Below are 16,353 nucleotides of genomic sequence, written 5' to 3'. Positions count from 1 at the left end.
CTCCTAAGCCACATTATATGCGGCGGGAGAGGATTCTATGCCCGGTCACTCTTTCTTCTCGGACGGTTTCAAAACGATCTCATCCGGATCAACAAGCCCAAGTCTTTCCTTTGCAATTTTTCGTATATACTCTTTTGTCTGTACAAGGACTCGCTGCTCTTCCAGTTCTTTCGCGCGTTCTTCTTCTTGCTCTTTCTGCTTTATTAAGGACGCTTCTTTTACCTGATAGCTCTGATCTTTCTGTTTTAGCGACGTGCTTTTCACATTCACTGCAAAAGCAAGACTCGCCACAACCACGGTGATTCCGATGATTGCAAGGCGATTGCTCCACCGGTCTTTCTTCTTGCGCACATGCTTACGCCTGCCCATTTCATCACCTGCTCTGTCTCTGTGTTTTTTTTCGTATCTTTATTCTAAAGCATCTCCCTGCCTTTTTCAATACTCTAAAAAAATTTGTGCTGACAATCCGGTCATACAGAATCATCCCAAAAGCTACGGCGCCAATCATATAAAATCGAAGAGCCCCGTCATTTTCAAGATAGAAAAGGCCGAACACGGCAAGAGAGGCAAAGACCCAGTAAATCACATCTTCCACCCCCACCATTCCCGCGCTGTGCTTCACGAGAAGACGAAACAGACGCAAAAGATCATAGAGCATCATTAACAGGATTCCGGCCAGCAGACTGCGCCAGCACGCATGCGCCTCGTGAAAAACGGCTTCACTAAATCGTGTGCCTGACATTCCAGACAGTTCAAACAATTTCAGCATCACGATCACACGGATCTGCCCCGCAAGACTCTTCCCAATCATCGGAAAAGGCGGGCGAGAAGAGACTGCCCCTCTTTCCGGTAAGCCTCATTCGAGGAGTAGATGAGCTGATCCACGGTTCCGTCGACGTCGACCTCCCCTTTTTCCACCGTCAGCCGGCTCACATGAAGATCTTTCCCCTTTATCGTCAAAAGTCCGAGGTCTGTATCCATAATCACCTGATTCTCGTCAAACGAGACGACCTCCCTCACCCCGGTCAGCGCCACACTGTTTCGATTCGACATCAGGCAGGAGTGAGAGCGGATTTCCTTCTTTTCTTCCATGACAGCAGATCTCCTTTTCCTGATTTCAGTATATGGGAAATCCGGTGCTTTGAGTACAGATTCTGCTGTTGCACTTTTACTGTGCTTTTGCAGACTCTCGCACAGCTGTCAGAATCGCCTGCTCCATGACTTCCGCCGCCAGTGTTCCCACCATGTTCAAATCTGCGGAAACCTTGCCGATCGACGCCGCATAAATCGAATCTCCGTCTGCCATCGTTCCGACCGGGTTGATGCAGCGCGCATATCCGCAGCGCGTCATCGATGCGATCTTATTTAATTCTGCCTTGGAAAATTCTCCGTTTGTGATGACTGCACCGATCGTCGTGTTTCCACCTTTTCCGGTAAAAAGGTCCGTCTTCATGCTGAGTTTGTAGAGCTCCTCTCTGGAATCCGCAAAGCCATCCATCCCCGGCAGTTTCGGACCTGCCACTTTCTCTCCGGTCGATGGGTCAAAAATATCCCCGAGCGCATTCAGCACGACAACTGCCGCCACCTGAAGCTCTCCGATCTCAACTGCACAGATTCCGATTCCCGTCTTTGTCGCATACTCTCTTCCACAGATTTTTCCGACACTCGCTCCTGTTCCCGCCCCGATACAGCCGCTTGCCGGATGATTGAACTTGGCATCCTCGCATGCCTCATATCCCATCTTTGCATCCGGGCGGATGTCAGAGCGGCCGATTCCGAGATCATAGATACAGGACTGGCAGACAAGCGGAACTTTTGCAAATCCAGTCTCATATCCAATCTCATGCTCTTCGAGATAACGCATCACACCGTCACTCGCTGCAAGACCGAAGGCAGAACCGCCGGACAATACAATCGCATTGATCGGATTATCCGCTGTGATCGGGGAAGTCAGCGGAGTCTCTCTCGATGCCGGACCGCCGCCGCTGATGTCCGTTCCAACTTTTGCTCCCTCATCGAAAATCAGGACGGTGACTCCCGTCATCGCCTCAAAATTCTGCGCATTTCCGATGCGAAGTCCCTGCATTTTTGTGATCGGAATCTCTTTTACCAAAGAACTCAGTTTCATATTCATTCCCTCTTCTCTCGTTTTTATTTCTATTAAACAAAATTCAAAAAAAGGAGCATGCCCCTGCGTCATACAGATTCGGGCACGCTCCTCTCGCTTTTTTCTTGCTTCTGCGCTGTGTTTCTGTTTTTATTTCTTTAATGCAACTGCCAGCGCTCTCGACACTGCGCTTCCAAGCAGCGTGCAGACAACCGCCTCGATCGCACCCTGGATTCCTACAAACAGGACAACAAAGATGAACGGGTTTGCGGCTCCGAGACCGGAAGCAAGGTTCTGGATGTAATCCGTGTTGTAAAAGAACAATACCAGAGAGCTCATAAAGAGCAGGGTATTGAGGAGCGGGCAGGACAGGCTTGCCAGGACAAACGCACCGTTTTTAGATACTTTCTTTGCTGCCTGGAAGATCAGACCGCAAAGCCATCCCTCCAGAATACGCGGAACAAGCAGAGTAAATAAAAGTCCAAACGGATTAATCTGAAGAAGTGCCGCACTGAACGCGGAACCACCGGTCAGTGCCATGATCATGCTGGTCATACCGAAGGCAGCGCCGCAGACTGCACCTGCACTCGGTCCGAGAATGATCGCTCCAACTGCAACCGGCACCGTGAGAAATGTAATCGTAAGTCCCGGGGTTCTGAGGTATCCAAGCGGAGAGAATGCCATGACAAAGATAATGGCAACCATCATCGCCAGCTTCACCATAAAGGAAGTCCGGGAACGGGATTGTTCAAGAGTAACGGAAGTTTTTGTGACTGCTTTCATTTTTTTGTTCTCCTTTTGCTCTGATAAAACGGCGCACCACAAATCTGCGGGGCGTTCCCCTGTTTTTCAGAATATTTTGTTTTTCGGGGATACAAGGAATAAACGAATCTCAAGAATAAATAAAAGGAATCATCCATCATGAATCACGCAGTTTTAAACTGGATTTTGTATACAAAATTCTCATCACCACTCATCTCTTCAGATCTTTTCATCAAAGAAAACATTCTCGCATCCACACATCCCGTTACAGCCTCAAAAGGTCTGTACATGTTGTACATGCTGTCTTGGAATCATCTGAAGAAGTCATTAAGGTCATTTCATTCGTAGTTAAGAATTTTTCATCCCGACTGACAGTGATACATTTTCCTAAGAATAACGTTCATTCGCAACGGTTCTCTCTTACTATAACACAAATCTTTAAAACAGCAAGTTTTTCTGAAAAGACAATCCCACAGTCACTTTCCTATTTCTCTGATCACAGACAGAAACTCCTCCTCTGTAAATCCATTTGCGCTCACCAGAATTGTTGTCCCATTCTTCTTCCATTCCGCACCGTAAACCGGCAGATCCCCGCTGTCATCCGCCTTCGTCAGCGTCACTTTCATTCCCTGAATGCGGGAAATTTTTGCATTTTCCACTGCCGGTGGCGTCTGCGTGATTCGAGACAGAGTGAGGCTCACAACCTGGTTTCTCGCCTCATCCCGATACCAGATCTGATTCTGGTCATAGACGACTGCCCCTCCCGCATCTTTATAGACCGCAAAAGATAGCGGTGTCATCTGCTTCAAATGGCCGTCAAGATTTTGCGGAATCTCACCCAGCTGATAATATTCCACAGCTTCCTCCATCGACATCTCCTGCCAAACAGCATCCGCCGAAATTTCTGTCTTAAAAGAGGACATTCCCATCGATTCATTCCAGTACACGGATGTCCCAAAACGAAGGTGATACAGAGACAGACAGATCAGACAGATGCAGGCCGCCGACAAAAGCGGCCACAGCCGAATAATATTTTTCTTTTTTTCCGTTTTTTTCACCGGCTGTTTCTCGGCATCGAGGATCAGATCATCGTCAATCTCTCCGATTGTGCGATACAACTCTTTTGCATTCACAGAACATATCCCTCCTTTTCCAGATATTCTTTCAGGCGTCCTCTGACGCGAAACAGCTGGGACTTCACCTTGCTCTCCGTCACGCCATATCGGTCCGCAATCTCTTTCACGGAATCCGAGTACCAGTATCTGCGCACAAACATATTTCTGGACTCCTCATCCTCAGTCCGCAAAAACGTGGAGATCGCAGACGCGACCTCCCGCTCCTCATACTGCTGTTCCGTGGAATTCCCATGTGTCAGACATTCCTCCAGTTCTGAGAGCTGCACCGAAAAAGACAGATCCCTTTTCTTCGCACTTAAATAATCATAGCGGTTTAAGGCAAGGCATCTTGCAATCCTCCCCAGATAGGGAAGAAGCCGCAGCGGCCGATCCGGCGGCATCTGATTCCAGGCAGAAAAGTAGCTCTCATTGACACATTCTTCCGCCTCCTCCCATATGCTTAAAATATTCAAAGAAAGTTTCATCAGATAGGCACCGTACTGCCGGATCGTGCACGCAATCGCCTCCTCCGACCTCTTCCAGTACAGCTCCACAATTTCTTTGTCTGTTATCCTTCCCATTTTGCTTTCTTCCTGTATTTCCGTTTTCCCTGTGAAATTTGATTTCCGGCTATTTTTCAGTTTCCGGAGTATTCGTCCAGATCTGAACCGCCGTCACTTCATCCTGTTCCGGCTGATCGTCCGTGTAGCCCTGAATGAAATTGCCCGGCAGGATCTCCCGGCTCACCTCGTTGTTCGTGTCCGGATCTCCTCCAAACCCTGTATCCTCTGTAATCAGAATTTTCTTGCCGTCCTCGAGCGTGATGACCTGGCCATCCACGGAAGAAACCTTTCCCTCAAAGTTGATTGCCGGCTTGTAAGAAGTCACCTTCGAATCATCATGCGCGATCGTCTGAACCGTCATCGTCTCATCATTTGCCGGGTGGTTGGAACATCCCGTAACCACCGTCATAGAAACCGCCATAAGTGCCGCCATCATGATACCAAGAGAATTTGTTTTTTTCATAAGCTTACCTCCATCTGTGATAAATGAATCTGTTTTTTGTCCCTTCACCTATCAAGTAAGCTTTTCTGTCCTCTTCGTTGCATCGTTTTTTATTTTTTTTAACTTTTTACCCAAAAGCTGTAACCTGCAAAAAACAGGTATGGAAAGACGCAATTTCCTATGAAACAAAAAAAGTCCAGTGATTTCAGGTATCTATTGCTGCCTTTAAACCACTGAACTTTTCCCTCTCATCCATATCTTACAGATACTCAAACATCTCTTTCGCATCTTCTTTGCGAATGGTTTCCTGAACGCTCGTCACGCGCACCTTGACCGATTTGTTGCCAAATGCAATCTCAATCACATCGCCGGCTTTCACCTCTGCGCTGGCTCTCGCCACTTTGTCATTGAGCATCACGCGTCCGCTGTCACATGCCTCGTTTGCCACCGTTCTTCTCTTGATGATACGGGACACTTTCAGATACTTATCCAGGCGCATAGTTCTTCTCCTTATATTTTCCTTATAAATGGACAAAATTCCCCCTACAGCGCTAGTCGCATTATAGGGGGAATTATTTTCACATTTTTCGTATTTTCACTAAAAAAGTTTTAGTTACCGATCCTCAAAAAAGTGTTACTCAGATTATGCGTTTACCAGATCCTTCAGAGCCTTACCAGCTTTGAACTTCGGGGTCTTGCAAGCCTCGATCTTCATGCTCTCGCCAGTCTTCGGGTTTCTGCCCTCTCTTGCTGCTCTCTCAGATACCTCAAAAGTACCAAAACCAACCAGCTGGATCTTGTCTCCCTTCTTCAGTGCATCAGAAACAACATCAGTAAATGCCTTTACTGCTGCCTCTGCATCTTTCTTGGACAGGCCTGCCTGCTCTGCTACTGCTGCAACTAATTCTGTCTTGTTCATTATCATTTCCTCCTAGAATGGTCCATAGTACCGTTTCAGGTTACTATCTTATATAAAAAATGTACTCTTCCATTTATATCTGTTTTGCCCTGCTTTGTCAAGGTTTTTCCACCGTTTTTCCGATAAACACGGCAATGCTCCGCGAGGGTGCCATAAACTTTTTCTGGGACTTGAGTTCCGGCTCTTTTCCCGCCTCATAGAAGCCATTCTGAGCCTCATCGGCGGTCTGAAATACCACATGCCATTTCTTTCCTGCTGACAGCGTCGGAAGGGCAAATTCGTGCGGTTCCCAGTGCATATTGTAAATGACAAAGAACGGATCGTCCGGTTTTCCGTCGGGCTTCTTCGCATACTCCCCACAGTAAAGAATTCCGAACTGTCTCCGGAAGCCGTCAAATTCCGGTTTCCACGCACTCACCCCGTGGTAGGAGACGTCAGGCTGACCACAGGCAAGTGAGTCCATGAGTTTCGGCTCTGTCGGCTGATGAAAAACAGGATGCTCTTTTCGGAATGCAATCGCGCGTTTCACAAACTCAAGCTGATCGGCATTCGTCTTCTGGTTATTCCAGTTCAGCCATGAAATCTCATTGTCCTGACAATAGGCATTGTTGTTTCCATCCTGGGAGTTGCCGAATTCGTCTCCGGCAAGCAGAAGCGGAGTTCCCTGACTCAGCATCAGAAGCAGAACGGCATTTCTCAGCTGTTTCTTTCGAAGCTGGCGGATCTTCTTTCTGCGCACCGGTCCCTCTGCCCCGCAGTTCCACGAACAGTTGTAGTCCGTTCCGTCGCGGTTTTCTTCCCCATTCGCCTCATTGTGTTTCTGATCATAGGAAACCATGTCCGCCATCGTAAATCCATTGTTCGATGCCATGTAATTCAGTACACCGAACGTCTCGGGATTTCTTCTGCTGCGGAATGCGAGCGCTCCCATCTGGCCTTCATCGCCCTTGAGAACCCGTCTCATATCAACGAGGAAACCGTCATTGCACTCTCCGAGCAGCCGCGTCCGCCGTCTTCTTTCTATTCTCTCCGTTTTCTCCTGCGATATGCCCGCATCCGCAAGCCTCTGTTTCATAATCCGGCTCTCCGCAAGTCTTCTCAGAAACGGATCGGTCTTTGCGTCTTTCTTTGGCCCGCTTCCCGCAATCTCAACTCCGTCCCAGCTCGTCGCCCAGATCATCGTGTCGGCAAGATAGGGATCAGAGGCGAGAAGCGCAATCGGCGCAGTTCCACTGATATGAAGTCCATCGACATGAAATTCCCTCACCCAGAATCTCGCCACCTCAAGCACATCGGCAGGTGCTTCCTCACCGGTAAAGAAGAGTTCCGTCACAATGCCAAGCTTTTCCCGGTGCAGCGTCTTTACAAGAGTCTTGAATTCCGTGACGGGATTTCTCCCCTTTCCCGCATAGGATGCCTTCGGCGCAAACAGAAACGATGGTCCGTATCCCCAGTAATTCAGACGCCCATCCGCCTCCATAACTGCCGGATTGGATTTTTTACTCTCCTGATAGCGGCATGGGATCTGGACCGGACGCATCATCACCTCATTGAATTCCGTGGACGGCATCAGCTCAACCGTCGTCACGCCGAGTTCTCTTAAATATGGGATTTTTTCCGCAATTCCCATAAAAGTTCCCCGATCCTCGACACCGGAGGATGCATGACGTGTAAATCCGCGCACATGGAGCCGGTAGACAATCATATCCTCATAAGAAATCTCAGGACGCTTGTCGTCCTCCCAGTCAAATTCCGGCAAAGATACCGGTGTCCTCAGCAAGAGGTCCCCAAGCTCTTTCTTTCCCCAGCGCTCATGTCCCTTAAATGCACGCCCATGAGGATCCTCAAAACGGACTCCATCCGCCTCAAACACATAGTCATAGCGGTCTAAATCTTCCCCGAGAACCGTCATCGCCCAGACATTTCCGGTTCGTCCCTCTCTCGGAAATGGAATTCGCACTGCTTCTCTCTTCTCTTCTTTCTGCCTCGTATGAGATCCCGGCAGATACAGAAGCAGCGCACATTCCTCCGCATCGACTGCAACTGCCACACGGATTCCTCCATCTATCCTTGTAAGTCCCAGCACCGTATCTCCCCTCGCACTGCTGTCAATCTTAAATGAATGCATCCCCAGTCTCCCCCCTTCTTTTCATAAAATTTATGAATTACCACGTCTGAAGTCTCCGTTTCCTACGCCATCAGGCGTGGTTTCTGGAAGGCTACGATAAGTGGCTTAAGGCTATTCACAAAGCCCTATCCCAGTGGGATTACTTTTATAGAAAAAAAGGGCAGTCACAAAACGGCACACAGATCACACTGTTTTCGCTGTTTTATGACGGCCCATTTGAAATCTCCGTTTTCTAGCAGATTTCTCACTCAAAGTACAGGATTTTCCTGATAAGAAACTGCTATTCCTTCAGATTCAATTCTACCGGACAGTGATCCGATCCCAGCACCTCTGTATGAATCGACGCACTCTCAAGACGATCTTTCAGAGATTCTGAGACGCAGAAATAATCGATTCTCCACCCCGCATTTTTCTCTCTCGCCTTGAAGCGATAAGACCACCAGGAATAGACGCCCTCCTGATCCGGGTAGAAGTAGCGGTATGTGTCGATGAAGCCTGCGTCGAGAAGGCGAGTAAATTTCTCGCGCTCCTCATCGGTAAATCCGGCATTCTTTCGATTCGTCTTCGGATTTTTCAGGTCAATCTCCGTATGTGCCACGTTCAGATCGCCACAAAAGATCACCGGCTTCTTCTCCTCGAGCTTTTTCAGCCACGAAAGCCATGCGTCTTCCCATCCCATTCGATAGTCCAGACGGGCTAATTCACTCTGGGAATTCGGCGTGTAACAGGTCACCACATAGTACTCCGGAAATTCTGCCGTGATGACACGTCCCTCTCCGTCATACTCCTCAACACCGATTCCGTACATCACCGAAAGCGGTTCTGTTCGGGTAAACATCGCAGTTCCGGAATATCCCTTTTTCTTTGCATAATTCCAGTACTGATGATACCCGGGCAGTTCCAGATTAATCTGTCCCTCCTGAAGTTTTGTCTCCTGAAGACAGAAAATATCTGCATCCGCCTCCTGAAAGAAGTCTAAGAATCCCTTGCCCACACAGGCACGGATTCCGTTGACATTCCAGGAAATCAGTTTAGTCATACAGATGCTCCTTGTAAACGCCATCTGCGATCAGTTTGCGGATGGAATCCACTACTGTCTGCTTATCTGCCTGATAAGTCACACCAAACCACTTGTCGCGAGTCTCAAGAACCTTTACAGAACCACGTCCGCTCTTGATCATCTGGTCGATGATCGTCGGAAGCAGATACTCAGCCTTCAGATTTCCCTCCTCGATGTTGTCGAGGAATTTCGGGAATCCGCTCTCAAGCTCATCGAAAAACTTCGGCGGAAGGCCCCACATATTCATGGATACATGCTGATGCGGATCTACGGTAACCGGATTTCCCTTGCCATCAACTGCCTGAAGAACGCCGTCCTTCCACTGAATCTCAAAAGTCTCTGTTACATCCTTCAGAGTTCCGTCCGGATTTACCTCGCAGACACCACGGGTTACGGTTCCGTTGTCGCTTAAGGTATTCTCCAGAATGAATCCGCCCATGCACATATCATACGGATCTGCATCCGGATCCATCTCATTTACCATGTAATCATGGATCTTCTTGAATCCCTCTTTGCCGTAGTAGTCATCTGCATTGATTACAAGGAACGGCTCCTTGACAAGATCCTTTGCGCAAAGAACTGCCTGGCCGGTTCCCCACGGCTTGGTGCGGCCTGCCGGTACGGAATATCCCTCCGGAAGCTCATCAAGCTCCTGGAATGCATACTCTACCTTTGCTACCTTCTCGATTCTGTTTCCGATGATTTCCTTGAAATCTTTCTCCAGATCCTTGCGGATGATGAAAACGATCTTATTGAATCCGGCCTCAAGTGCGTCATGGATGGAATAATCCATGATGATCTCTCCGTTCGGTCCTACCGGTGCGAGCTGCTTGATTCCGCCGCCAAATCTGCTTCCGATTCCGGCTGCCATAATAACCAGAGTTGTGTCTCTCATTGTCTTTTCTTCCTTTCCGTGTATTGCTTTCTCTGATTTTCACTATAACATAAGTAATGAAAAATAGCAATTTCATCTTTTCCCCAAAATCAGCGAAAATTTTCCGTAACATTTGTTACTTACGTTCTGGATTTTTTCTGCTAGAATGCGTATAGTAAAAACACTAATGAAATCTTTGAGGCATTGAAACAACAATGAATGATAAAGGAGGAAATCATCTTGAATCCATATTTTTCTCTTACTGATAAAGTTTACAACATCACCGAGCAGTATCCGGAACTGATCGATCCTCTCGTCAAGATGGGCTATGAATCTCTCAAAAATGATGCCCTGCGAAAACTTATGGGGCGTTCCGTCTCTCTCGAAATGGCTTTGAAGACCCGCCATCTCGATCTGGAAAAATCTGAGCAGGCGCTCGTGGATGTGATCCGTCACACCCGTGAAAATCCGGACGCCCTCCGCGTGACCGGCGTGCTCCCCTGCCCGATCCGCATCCAGCTGACCGAAAAACTGAATGCCTGGATCGAAGAACATCACGCTAAGGTCAGCTGCGATCTTCAGGCGGCAAGCATGGGACTCGACCACATCGAGGAGCAGGTGAAAAACAGCAAAAGTGCCGACGATCTCGCGGACATTTATCTGTCAGCCGGATTCGGTCTCTTCTTCGACCGCAGTCTTCTCGGCCACTACAGCGATGCCGGAGTGTTCGCCGATTTAACCGGAATGAAGAAACTCAATTCCTGTTTTGACAACGAACAGCTTCAGCTGAAAGATCCGAAAGGACAGTACTCCATCCTCGCAGCCGTTCCCGCCGTCTTCATGGTAAATGAGTCTGCTCTGAATGGAAGGGCTTTCCCAAAGAGCTGGAGTGATCTGCTCTCCCCAGAATTTGAGGATTCCATCGCCATGCCGGTCAGAGATCTCGATCTCTTCAATGCTCTGCTGCTCGGCATTTACAGCCACTACGGCGAGGACGGAATTCGCGCCCTCGGACGCAATTTAATGAGCGCGATGCATCCCGCAGAGATGGTAAAGACCGGAACAAAATCAAAAAGTGCTCTCGGTCCTGCCGTCACTGTCATGCCATACTTTTTCACGCTGATGAACCGTGACAACAGCGCACTGACCCCCGTATGGCCATCGGACGGCGCTGTCTTAAGTCCGATTTTTCTGCTGAGCAAAGCCGCATCTGCCGAGAAATCCCAGGCATTCATCTCCTATCTCGCCTCCAAAGAGATGGGCGAAGTATTCTGTGCCGGAGGAAAATTCCCTTCCGCACACCCGGATGTCGACAATGGCCTCTCTCCGGATCAGACCTTCCTCTGGCCAGGCTGGGATTTCATCTATTCACACGATATCGGCTCTCTCTTAAAAGAGACAGAGCGCATCTTTTTTGAAGCATCGGAGGAAACAAAATGAATCTGATTATTTTTTCTGGTCCGCCCTCTTCCGGCAAGACCTCTGTGATCTTAAAGACGATTGCCTCCTTTCAGGCGGAAGGCAAAAAAGTCGGCGTTGTAAAATTCGACTGCCTGTTCACAGACGATGACATTCTGTATGAGAAAGCCGGCATCCCAGTCAAAAAAGGACTCTCCGGCGGTCTCTGCCCGGATCACTTCTTTGCCTCAAACATCGAGGATGTCGTAAACTGGGGCAACCGCGAGGGACTTGATCTTCTGATCACAGAATCGGCTGGTCTTTGCAACCGCTGTTCCCCCTACCTCGAGGAAATCACAGGAGTCTGCGTCATCGACAACCTGTCCGGAATCAATACACCAAAAAAGATCGGGCCTCTGCTCAAATCGGCTGATATCGTAGTCATCACCAAGGGCGATATCGTCTCCCAGGCCGAGAGGGAAGTCTTCGCCGCCCGCGTCAGCGCTGTCAACCCGCGCGCAATGGTGATCCATGTCAATGGTTTAAGCGGTCAGGGCGCACATGAACTTGGCACCCTGCTCTGCAGCAAAGAGCAGAACATCGAGAGTGTCCAGGGAATGAAGCTTCGATTCTCGATGCCGTCCGCAATGTGTTCCTACTGTCTCGGTGAGAGAAGAATCGGTGAAAAATTCCAGTTGGGAAACAGCCGAAAAATGGATTGGAAGGAGAACGAAGAATGAGCGCAAAATCAAATCTTATCGACCGATACCCCATCGCAGAACTGCTTGAGCGATACCCGTTTGCAGAAGAGTTCTTTCTCCAGAACCGACTCGACCCAAAGGGGTTCGAATCCCTGACTTTTTCTGAGTATCTGTCGCAGCTTGACCCGGACGAAATCGAGGAGAAGGCACTTGACTGCGCCGGACTTCCATCCCTGTTCGACACCTACCTTCACCAGATGGCGGAATTTCTCGGAATCCAGACAGAAAATCAAGTCCGCTCCCTCACGATTCTCCCGGGAACTGACAAGAGCAACACCCCGGAGGGATTTGATGAGCTCACGATTCTTCCGGGACAGATCATCTCGATTGTCGGGCCGACCGGCTCCGGCAAGAGCCGTCTGCTCGCAGACATTGAGTGGGCCGCCCAGAATGATACTCCGACCGGCCGCAGCATCCGAATCAACGGAGAACGCCCTGACCCGAAATGGCGCTACTCCGCAAACAACAAGCTGGTCGCTCAGCTCTCCCAGAACATGAACTTTGTCATGGATTTAAAAGCCGGCGAATTTCTCGAACTCCACGCACAGAGCCGCATGATTGAGAACAGCAAAGAAATCGCAGAACAGATCTTAGAAGCCGCCAATCAGCTTGCCGGCGAATCCTTCACTGCCGACACCCCGGTCACTGCCTTAAGCGGTGGCCAGTCCCGCGCACTGATGATCGCTGACACCGCTATTTTAAGTGCCTCCCCGATTGTCCTGATCGACGAGATTGAAAATGCCGGAATTGACCGCAAGAAGGCACTGGATGTTCTTGTATCCCAGGATAAAATTGTCCTGATGGCAACTCACGATCCGCTGCTCGCACTGATGGCAGATCGAAGAATTGTGATCCAGAACGGCGGAATCCACAAAGTTCTCTCCACAACACCCGAGGAGAAAGAACTCCTGAAACGTTTGGAAGAACTCGATGCCCTGATGGGAAATGCGCGCCAGCAGCTGCGGCAGGGTCTTTCCCTGAAACTCGATCTCATGCAGAAAGAGAATGCCTGAAATTAAATAACATCGAAACACGAAAGGATTTTATCTATGAAATTTGATCTGAATCAGTGTCCTCTCTTTTCAGGAATGTCGGAGGCAGAAATCGAGGAGTGCCTTTTAGTCAGCCAGTCCCGCATCATTTCCTGTCCAAAAGATTCCTATCTCTTTCATCAGGGAGAACTGCCCCGCTACATGATGGTTCTGCTCTCAGGTTCGGTCGTCATCGGGAACGACTCTCTCAGCGGCAAACGCAACATCGTCGCCACGTTTCAGGAACACGGAGAGATGTTCGGGGAGATTTTCCTCTTCCTGAACAAAAAGGAATATGATTATTTCGCTCAGGCAGGCTCCGATTCCGAGGTTTTGCAGATTCCAAAATCTTTTTTTGATGCGAACGCCGTAAACCAGAATTCATTCAGTTATCGCCTGATTGCAAATCTGCTTCCCGTCTTTGCCGGAAAAGCCTATTACCTGAACCAGAAAATCCGCATCATCTCCGGTGCCTCTCTCCGCCAGAAGATTGCCCGCATGCTCCTCCAAAACAGTCACGGCGATCCTTCTTATGTCTTCTCCATGAACAGGGAACGGATGGCGGATTACCTCGGGGTTGCCCGCCCTTCCCTTTCAAGAGAGCTCTCAAATATGCAGGCTGACGGATTGATCTCTCTCGAAAAGCGTAAGATCCGCATCACAGATCTTTCCGCACTTCAAGAAATCATGTAGCGCAGAATTCATTCTTTGTCCCTCCCGTTTTCTTTTTATCACTCTCCCTGCACCACCGAAGCGTCACAGCGCACCGCAATGCGCTGTTTGCCTCCTGCCGTGCAGGTAAAGAGCGTCAGCGCCCACCAGCTCTCTGTCATTCTCTCCGTCTCCTGTGCATCCAGAATCTCTATCTCCGACACTTCATAGAAAAAGCGGTTCCCGTCCATATCTGTGAAAATCACCGAGTCCCCCTTTTTCAAATTTCCGATCCCCGAAAAATGAGCCCTGTAATTATGACCGGCAATCACCAGATTCTGCATATATGCCGACCCTGAATACCTGCACGGAGCCTTTTGAAGATTCTTTTCCGTCCACACACTCATCACCGGAAGTTCCCGCTGCAATGTGGGAAGCTCCAGCATCCCGATATATCCCGCTCCATCAATCACTTTTTCCGGCATTTTCCGCTCCAGATCCAGCAGATAGAGCGGAAGTGCAGCGCTGTCGCCATCTGCCATTTCCACATTCCGGTGTTCTCCAGCAGAGTTCGTCTTCTCCGCAAATCCCATCTCGTTCTGGCTCTCTCTGACATGATTCCACGCCCGGATTTCTTCATATGCATTTTTCCCTGCAAACACTCCGGACACAATCACACCGCATGCGCCAAAAAAACGCAGAATCCATCTGACTCTCCACCATCTCTTTCCCCCGGTTTCCGCTTTTTTCAGGCATCCCGCAACCGCCCAAAAAAAGATTCCTGCCAGACCAAAAATCCCTGCCAGATACCAGGAGTTTCCCGTCTGCGGCAGCCGCTCGGATTTCGGCTGTTCCGGCTCTTCCACCGGGTTTGTCTCCGTCTCTTCCAGTTCCCGATTCTCCCTCCGATTTGTCAAAAGAAACGTCTCCCCCTCCTGCCGGATTGAAACCACATATCCCTCCGGAACCTCCTCCGCCACTTTCCATGAACTTTCCGCATCCAGATTTTCCCACACACAGCTCCACTGATTTTTTTCCGACAACACCGTGCGCTCTGTAATCACACCGTCTCTCAAAAGCTCAATCACAACTTCTTCCGGATGGTCCTGATTTCCATGATCCTCTTTCTCGTTTTCCCGGCTTCCGTTTTTCGTCTGTCCATCCCAGATTTTTACTGCCCTCAATCTGACTTTTTCTGGGGAGTCATCTCGATCTCTCTGCTTTGAGGGCGCGTTTTCCTCCTCGCGGTACTTTGGATGCACTACCACACGCCCTGGCAAATGCGTCTCATCCCCAGACTCAAGAGAAATCCTCGTCAAAATCGGTTCTGGAATATACGTTTTCAGCCCCTCTGTCCTCTTCTCTCCGACAATGAGATAAATCCCCTCACCCAGATTCTCAAATTTCAATCGCCCATTCAGATCTGTCACCCCTCGCAGAGCAGGAGTTATCCGATCTCGCGTCACATAAATCTCAAGTGTCTCCGCCGTCTCGCGCCACCATGAACTCTCCTCAAAATCAATCTGTACCGGACAGGATTGAAACTCTTTTCTCCTCACATAGCTTCCCGATTCTGTTTTCTCCGCCACCTGAAAAATACAAAAGATGGCTTGCTGAATCGGCTTTTCTCTGCCGTACTCCAGAATCACAGTCCCCGTCCCCTGTCCTTTTTCTTTTTCTAAATTCTGTGTCATCGCCAGCGCCTGTGATCCCTGCACGTGGAAAAATATCATCACACACAGAATTCCCACGCACACTCCCCCTGCTAAAAGCGTCATGATTCTTCTCATTTTCCCCACCTTCTTTTTAAACCCCTTATCCCCAATCACACGGTTCTTTCGTTTTCCGCTTTTTTTTAATTTTTGCTCTGTTTTTCCACACGCTTTCCGCGCACCAAAAGCCTGTGGGAATTCACTCCATACGGAGTGCAGGTGACAAGTGTACAGAAATCCTGTTCCGGATCAATCTCAAGCTTTTCAATCTCATCCGGAAGCACCACATTAATCTCATCCACCTGATATTGAAGCGTCCGATTCAACACTTTGAGATTAAAAAAATCTCCTGTTTTCAGCTGATCCAACCCTGTAAAAAGTCTCGCTGACGGAAGCCCCCTGTGTCCGGAAATCACACAGTGGCTCCCCGGCCCGCCAACCGGAAGAGAACTCCCCGCAATGTGGCCGGATGCAACCTGAAGAACCGACTCATCCGTCCCGTGATAAATCGGAAGCAGACAGCGAATAGAAGGGATCTCAATATAGCCCATAATTCCATTTCCTGTCAGATTCAGCAGCTCACAATAGCGGGCCTGATCCTCCTCGCTCAGATAATACCGATTCTTTTTTCTCCTCAACTCCATATTATAAATTCTTGCCTGGGTCCACATGCTCTCAAGATCTTCCCGCTTTCCCTGAAAAACCGCATCCGCATAACCCGCAATCGCGCGGGACTGATGCCACCGGTTCCAGACTTCACTGACAGAAGGATAGAGCATCAGAGAAAGTCCCGCGATAAACAGAATTACCGGTACTAAGATCAAGCCCCG

The 16,353-nt window shown here is 49.2% G+C and carries 19 protein-coding genes; 4 read left to right on the top strand and 15 right to left on the bottom strand.

The features are described 5' to 3' along the window. Positions 1–45: 45 nt before the first annotated feature. From ACR0QE_RS00340 to ACR0QE_RS00280, 13 genes are all read right to left on the bottom strand, one after another. Positions 46–369 carry a septum formation initiator family protein gene (locus ACR0QE_RS00340; protein WP_432626403.1) on the bottom strand — a complete coding sequence of 108 codons (324 nt, stop codon included), beginning with the start codon at positions 367–369 and terminating at the stop codon, positions 46–48. 4 nt (positions 370–373) lie between these two features. Then, positions 374–811: a spore cortex biosynthesis protein YabQ gene (gene yabQ, locus ACR0QE_RS00335; RefSeq protein WP_432626401.1), complete on the bottom strand. Its 438-nt coding sequence runs from the start codon at positions 809–811 to the stop codon at positions 374–376. Next, on the bottom strand, positions 808–1,092 hold the full coding sequence (gene yabP / locus ACR0QE_RS00330; protein WP_177978414.1) for a sporulation protein YabP: 285 nt from the start codon (positions 1,090–1,092) through the stop codon (positions 808–810). The genes yabQ and yabP overlap by 4 nt, the downstream gene beginning before the upstream one ends. Before the next feature lie 76 nt (positions 1,093–1,168). Further along, entirely contained in the window at positions 1,169–2,128 is a 960-nt protein-coding gene (locus ACR0QE_RS00325) for a P1 family peptidase (protein WP_432626400.1), read from the bottom strand. A gap of 129 nt (positions 2,129–2,257) precedes the next feature. Continuing rightward, positions 2,258–2,890, bottom strand: a complete 633-nt coding sequence (locus tag ACR0QE_RS00320; protein WP_432626398.1) for an ECF transporter S component — start codon at positions 2,888–2,890, stop codon at positions 2,258–2,260. Between the two features lie 455 nt (positions 2,891–3,345). Beyond that, a complete protein-coding gene (locus tag ACR0QE_RS00315) occupies positions 3,346–4,002 on the bottom strand; it encodes a hypothetical protein (RefSeq protein ID WP_432626397.1) in 657 nt (218 codons plus the stop codon). Continuing rightward, positions 3,999–4,565 carry an RNA polymerase sigma factor gene (locus ACR0QE_RS00310; protein ID WP_432626396.1) on the bottom strand — a complete coding sequence of 189 codons (567 nt, stop codon included), beginning with the start codon at positions 4,563–4,565 and terminating at the stop codon, positions 3,999–4,001. Before ACR0QE_RS00310 ends, ACR0QE_RS00315 begins: the two co-directional genes overlap by 4 nt. Positions 4,566–4,614: 49 nt before the next feature. Continuing rightward, on the bottom strand, positions 4,615–5,010 hold the full coding sequence (locus tag ACR0QE_RS00305) for a hypothetical protein (protein WP_432626394.1): 396 nt from the start codon (positions 5,008–5,010) through the stop codon (positions 4,615–4,617). 238 nt (positions 5,011–5,248) lie between these two features. Continuing rightward, on the bottom strand, positions 5,249–5,488 hold the full coding sequence (locus ACR0QE_RS00300; RefSeq protein ID WP_118696143.1) for an RNA-binding S4 domain-containing protein: 240 nt from the start codon (positions 5,486–5,488) through the stop codon (positions 5,249–5,251). A gap of 144 nt (positions 5,489–5,632) precedes the next feature. Beyond that, the gene (locus tag ACR0QE_RS00295) at positions 5,633–5,908 is read right to left on the bottom strand and encodes an HU family DNA-binding protein (protein ID WP_177978410.1); all 276 of its coding nucleotides are present in this window, start codon (positions 5,906–5,908) and stop codon (positions 5,633–5,635) included. A 97-nt stretch (positions 5,909–6,005) separates the two neighbouring features. Then, positions 6,006–8,036, bottom strand: a complete 2,031-nt coding sequence (locus ACR0QE_RS00290) for an alpha-amylase (RefSeq protein WP_432626393.1) — start codon at positions 8,034–8,036, stop codon at positions 6,006–6,008. A gap of 280 nt (positions 8,037–8,316) precedes the next feature. Continuing rightward, on the bottom strand, positions 8,317–9,075 hold the full coding sequence (locus tag ACR0QE_RS00285; RefSeq protein WP_432626392.1) for an exodeoxyribonuclease III: 759 nt from the start codon (positions 9,073–9,075) through the stop codon (positions 8,317–8,319). Then, positions 9,068–9,991, bottom strand: coding sequence for a nucleotidyltransferase family protein (locus ACR0QE_RS00280; protein WP_432626391.1), 924 nt, complete (start codon positions 9,989–9,991; stop codon positions 9,068–9,070). Before ACR0QE_RS00280 ends, ACR0QE_RS00285 begins: the two co-directional genes overlap by 8 nt. Positions 9,992–10,210: 219 nt before the next feature. On the opposite strand from ACR0QE_RS00280, the gene ACR0QE_RS00275 reads away from it, so the two are divergent. From ACR0QE_RS00275 to ACR0QE_RS00260, 4 genes are read left to right on the top strand one after another with little or no spacing between them, the layout of a single operon-like run. Further along, positions 10,211–11,410 (top strand): ABC transporter substrate-binding protein, encoded by a 1,200-nt coding sequence (locus ACR0QE_RS00275; protein ID WP_432626390.1) that lies wholly within the window; start codon positions 10,211–10,213, stop codon positions 11,408–11,410. Continuing rightward, a complete protein-coding gene (locus ACR0QE_RS00270) occupies positions 11,407–12,108 on the top strand; it encodes a GTP-binding protein (RefSeq protein WP_432626389.1) in 702 nt (233 codons plus the stop codon). Before ACR0QE_RS00275 ends, ACR0QE_RS00270 begins: the two co-directional genes overlap by 4 nt. After that, a complete protein-coding gene (locus ACR0QE_RS00265; protein ID WP_432626388.1) occupies positions 12,105–13,142 on the top strand; it encodes an ATP-binding cassette domain-containing protein in 1,038 nt (345 codons plus the stop codon). Before ACR0QE_RS00270 ends, ACR0QE_RS00265 begins: the two co-directional genes overlap by 4 nt. 36 nt (positions 13,143–13,178) lie before the next feature. Then, positions 13,179–13,853 (top strand): Crp/Fnr family transcriptional regulator, encoded by a 675-nt coding sequence (locus ACR0QE_RS00260; protein ID WP_432626387.1) that lies wholly within the window; start codon positions 13,179–13,181, stop codon positions 13,851–13,853. Positions 13,854–13,891: 38 nt separating this feature from the next. On the opposite strand, the gene ACR0QE_RS00255 is transcribed toward ACR0QE_RS00260, so the two are convergent. Further along, positions 13,892–15,601: a sortase gene (locus ACR0QE_RS00255; protein WP_432626386.1), complete on the bottom strand. Its 1,710-nt coding sequence runs from the start codon at positions 15,599–15,601 to the stop codon at positions 13,892–13,894. Positions 15,602–15,666: 65 nt separating this feature from the next. Further along, a complete protein-coding gene (locus tag ACR0QE_RS00250; protein ID WP_432626385.1) occupies positions 15,667–16,347 on the bottom strand; it encodes a class C sortase in 681 nt (226 codons plus the stop codon). Positions 16,348–16,353 lie beyond the last annotated feature (6 nt).

Source organism: Brotaphodocola sp. (assembly GCF_050873065.1).
Classification (GTDB): domain Bacteria; phylum Bacillota; class Clostridia; order Lachnospirales; family Lachnospiraceae; genus Brotaphodocola.
Note: the sequence above shows the minus strand (reverse complement) of the source record. Positions and strands in the feature narration are given on the sequence as shown.

What these genes read in the sequence shown, in the direction of transcription:
- ACR0QE_RS00340 (WP_432626403.1), bottom strand. Translation starts at nt 369, where the DNA reads ATGGGCAGGCGTAAGCATGTGCGCAAGAAGAAAGACCGGTGGAGCAAT.
- yabQ (WP_432626401.1), bottom strand. Translation starts at nt 811, where the DNA reads ATGATTGGGAAGAGTCTTGCGGGGCAGATCCGTGTGATCGTGATGCTG.
- yabP (WP_177978414.1), bottom strand. Translation starts at nt 1,092, where the DNA reads ATGGAAGAAAAGAAGGAAATCCGCTCTCACTCCTGCCTGATGTCGAAT.
- ACR0QE_RS00325 (WP_432626400.1), bottom strand. Translation starts at nt 2,128, where the DNA reads ATGAAACTGAGTTCTTTGGTAAAAGAGATTCCGATCACAAAAATGCAG.
- ACR0QE_RS00320 (WP_432626398.1), bottom strand. Translation starts at nt 2,890, where the DNA reads ATGAAAGCAGTCACAAAAACTTCCGTTACTCTTGAACAATCCCGTTCC.
- ACR0QE_RS00310 (WP_432626396.1), bottom strand. Translation starts at nt 4,565, where the DNA reads ATGGGAAGGATAACAGACAAAGAAATTGTGGAGCTGTACTGGAAGAGG.
- ACR0QE_RS00305 (WP_432626394.1), bottom strand. Translation starts at nt 5,010, where the DNA reads ATGAAAAAAACAAATTCTCTTGGTATCATGATGGCGGCACTTATGGCG.
- ACR0QE_RS00300 (WP_118696143.1), bottom strand. Translation starts at nt 5,488, where the DNA reads ATGCGCCTGGATAAGTATCTGAAAGTGTCCCGTATCATCAAGAGAAGA.
- ACR0QE_RS00295 (WP_177978410.1), bottom strand. Translation starts at nt 5,908, where the DNA reads ATGAACAAGACAGAATTAGTTGCAGCAGTAGCAGAGCAGGCAGGCCTG.
- ACR0QE_RS00290 (WP_432626393.1), bottom strand. Translation starts at nt 8,036, where the DNA reads ATGCATTCATTTAAGATTGACAGCAGTGCGAGGGGAGATACGGTGCTG.
- ACR0QE_RS00285 (WP_432626392.1), bottom strand. Translation starts at nt 9,075, where the DNA reads ATGACTAAACTGATTTCCTGGAATGTCAACGGAATCCGTGCCTGTGTG.
- ACR0QE_RS00280 (WP_432626391.1), bottom strand. Translation starts at nt 9,991, where the DNA reads ATGAGAGACACAACTCTGGTTATTATGGCAGCCGGAATCGGAAGCAGA.
- ACR0QE_RS00270 (WP_432626389.1), top strand. Translation starts at nt 11,407, where the DNA reads ATGAATCTGATTATTTTTTCTGGTCCGCCCTCTTCCGGCAAGACCTCT.
- ACR0QE_RS00265 (WP_432626388.1), top strand. Translation starts at nt 12,105, where the DNA reads ATGAGCGCAAAATCAAATCTTATCGACCGATACCCCATCGCAGAACTG.
- ACR0QE_RS00260 (WP_432626387.1), top strand. Translation starts at nt 13,179, where the DNA reads ATGAAATTTGATCTGAATCAGTGTCCTCTCTTTTCAGGAATGTCGGAG.
- ACR0QE_RS00255 (WP_432626386.1), bottom strand. Translation starts at nt 15,601, where the DNA reads ATGAGAAGAATCATGACGCTTTTAGCAGGGGGAGTGTGCGTGGGAATT.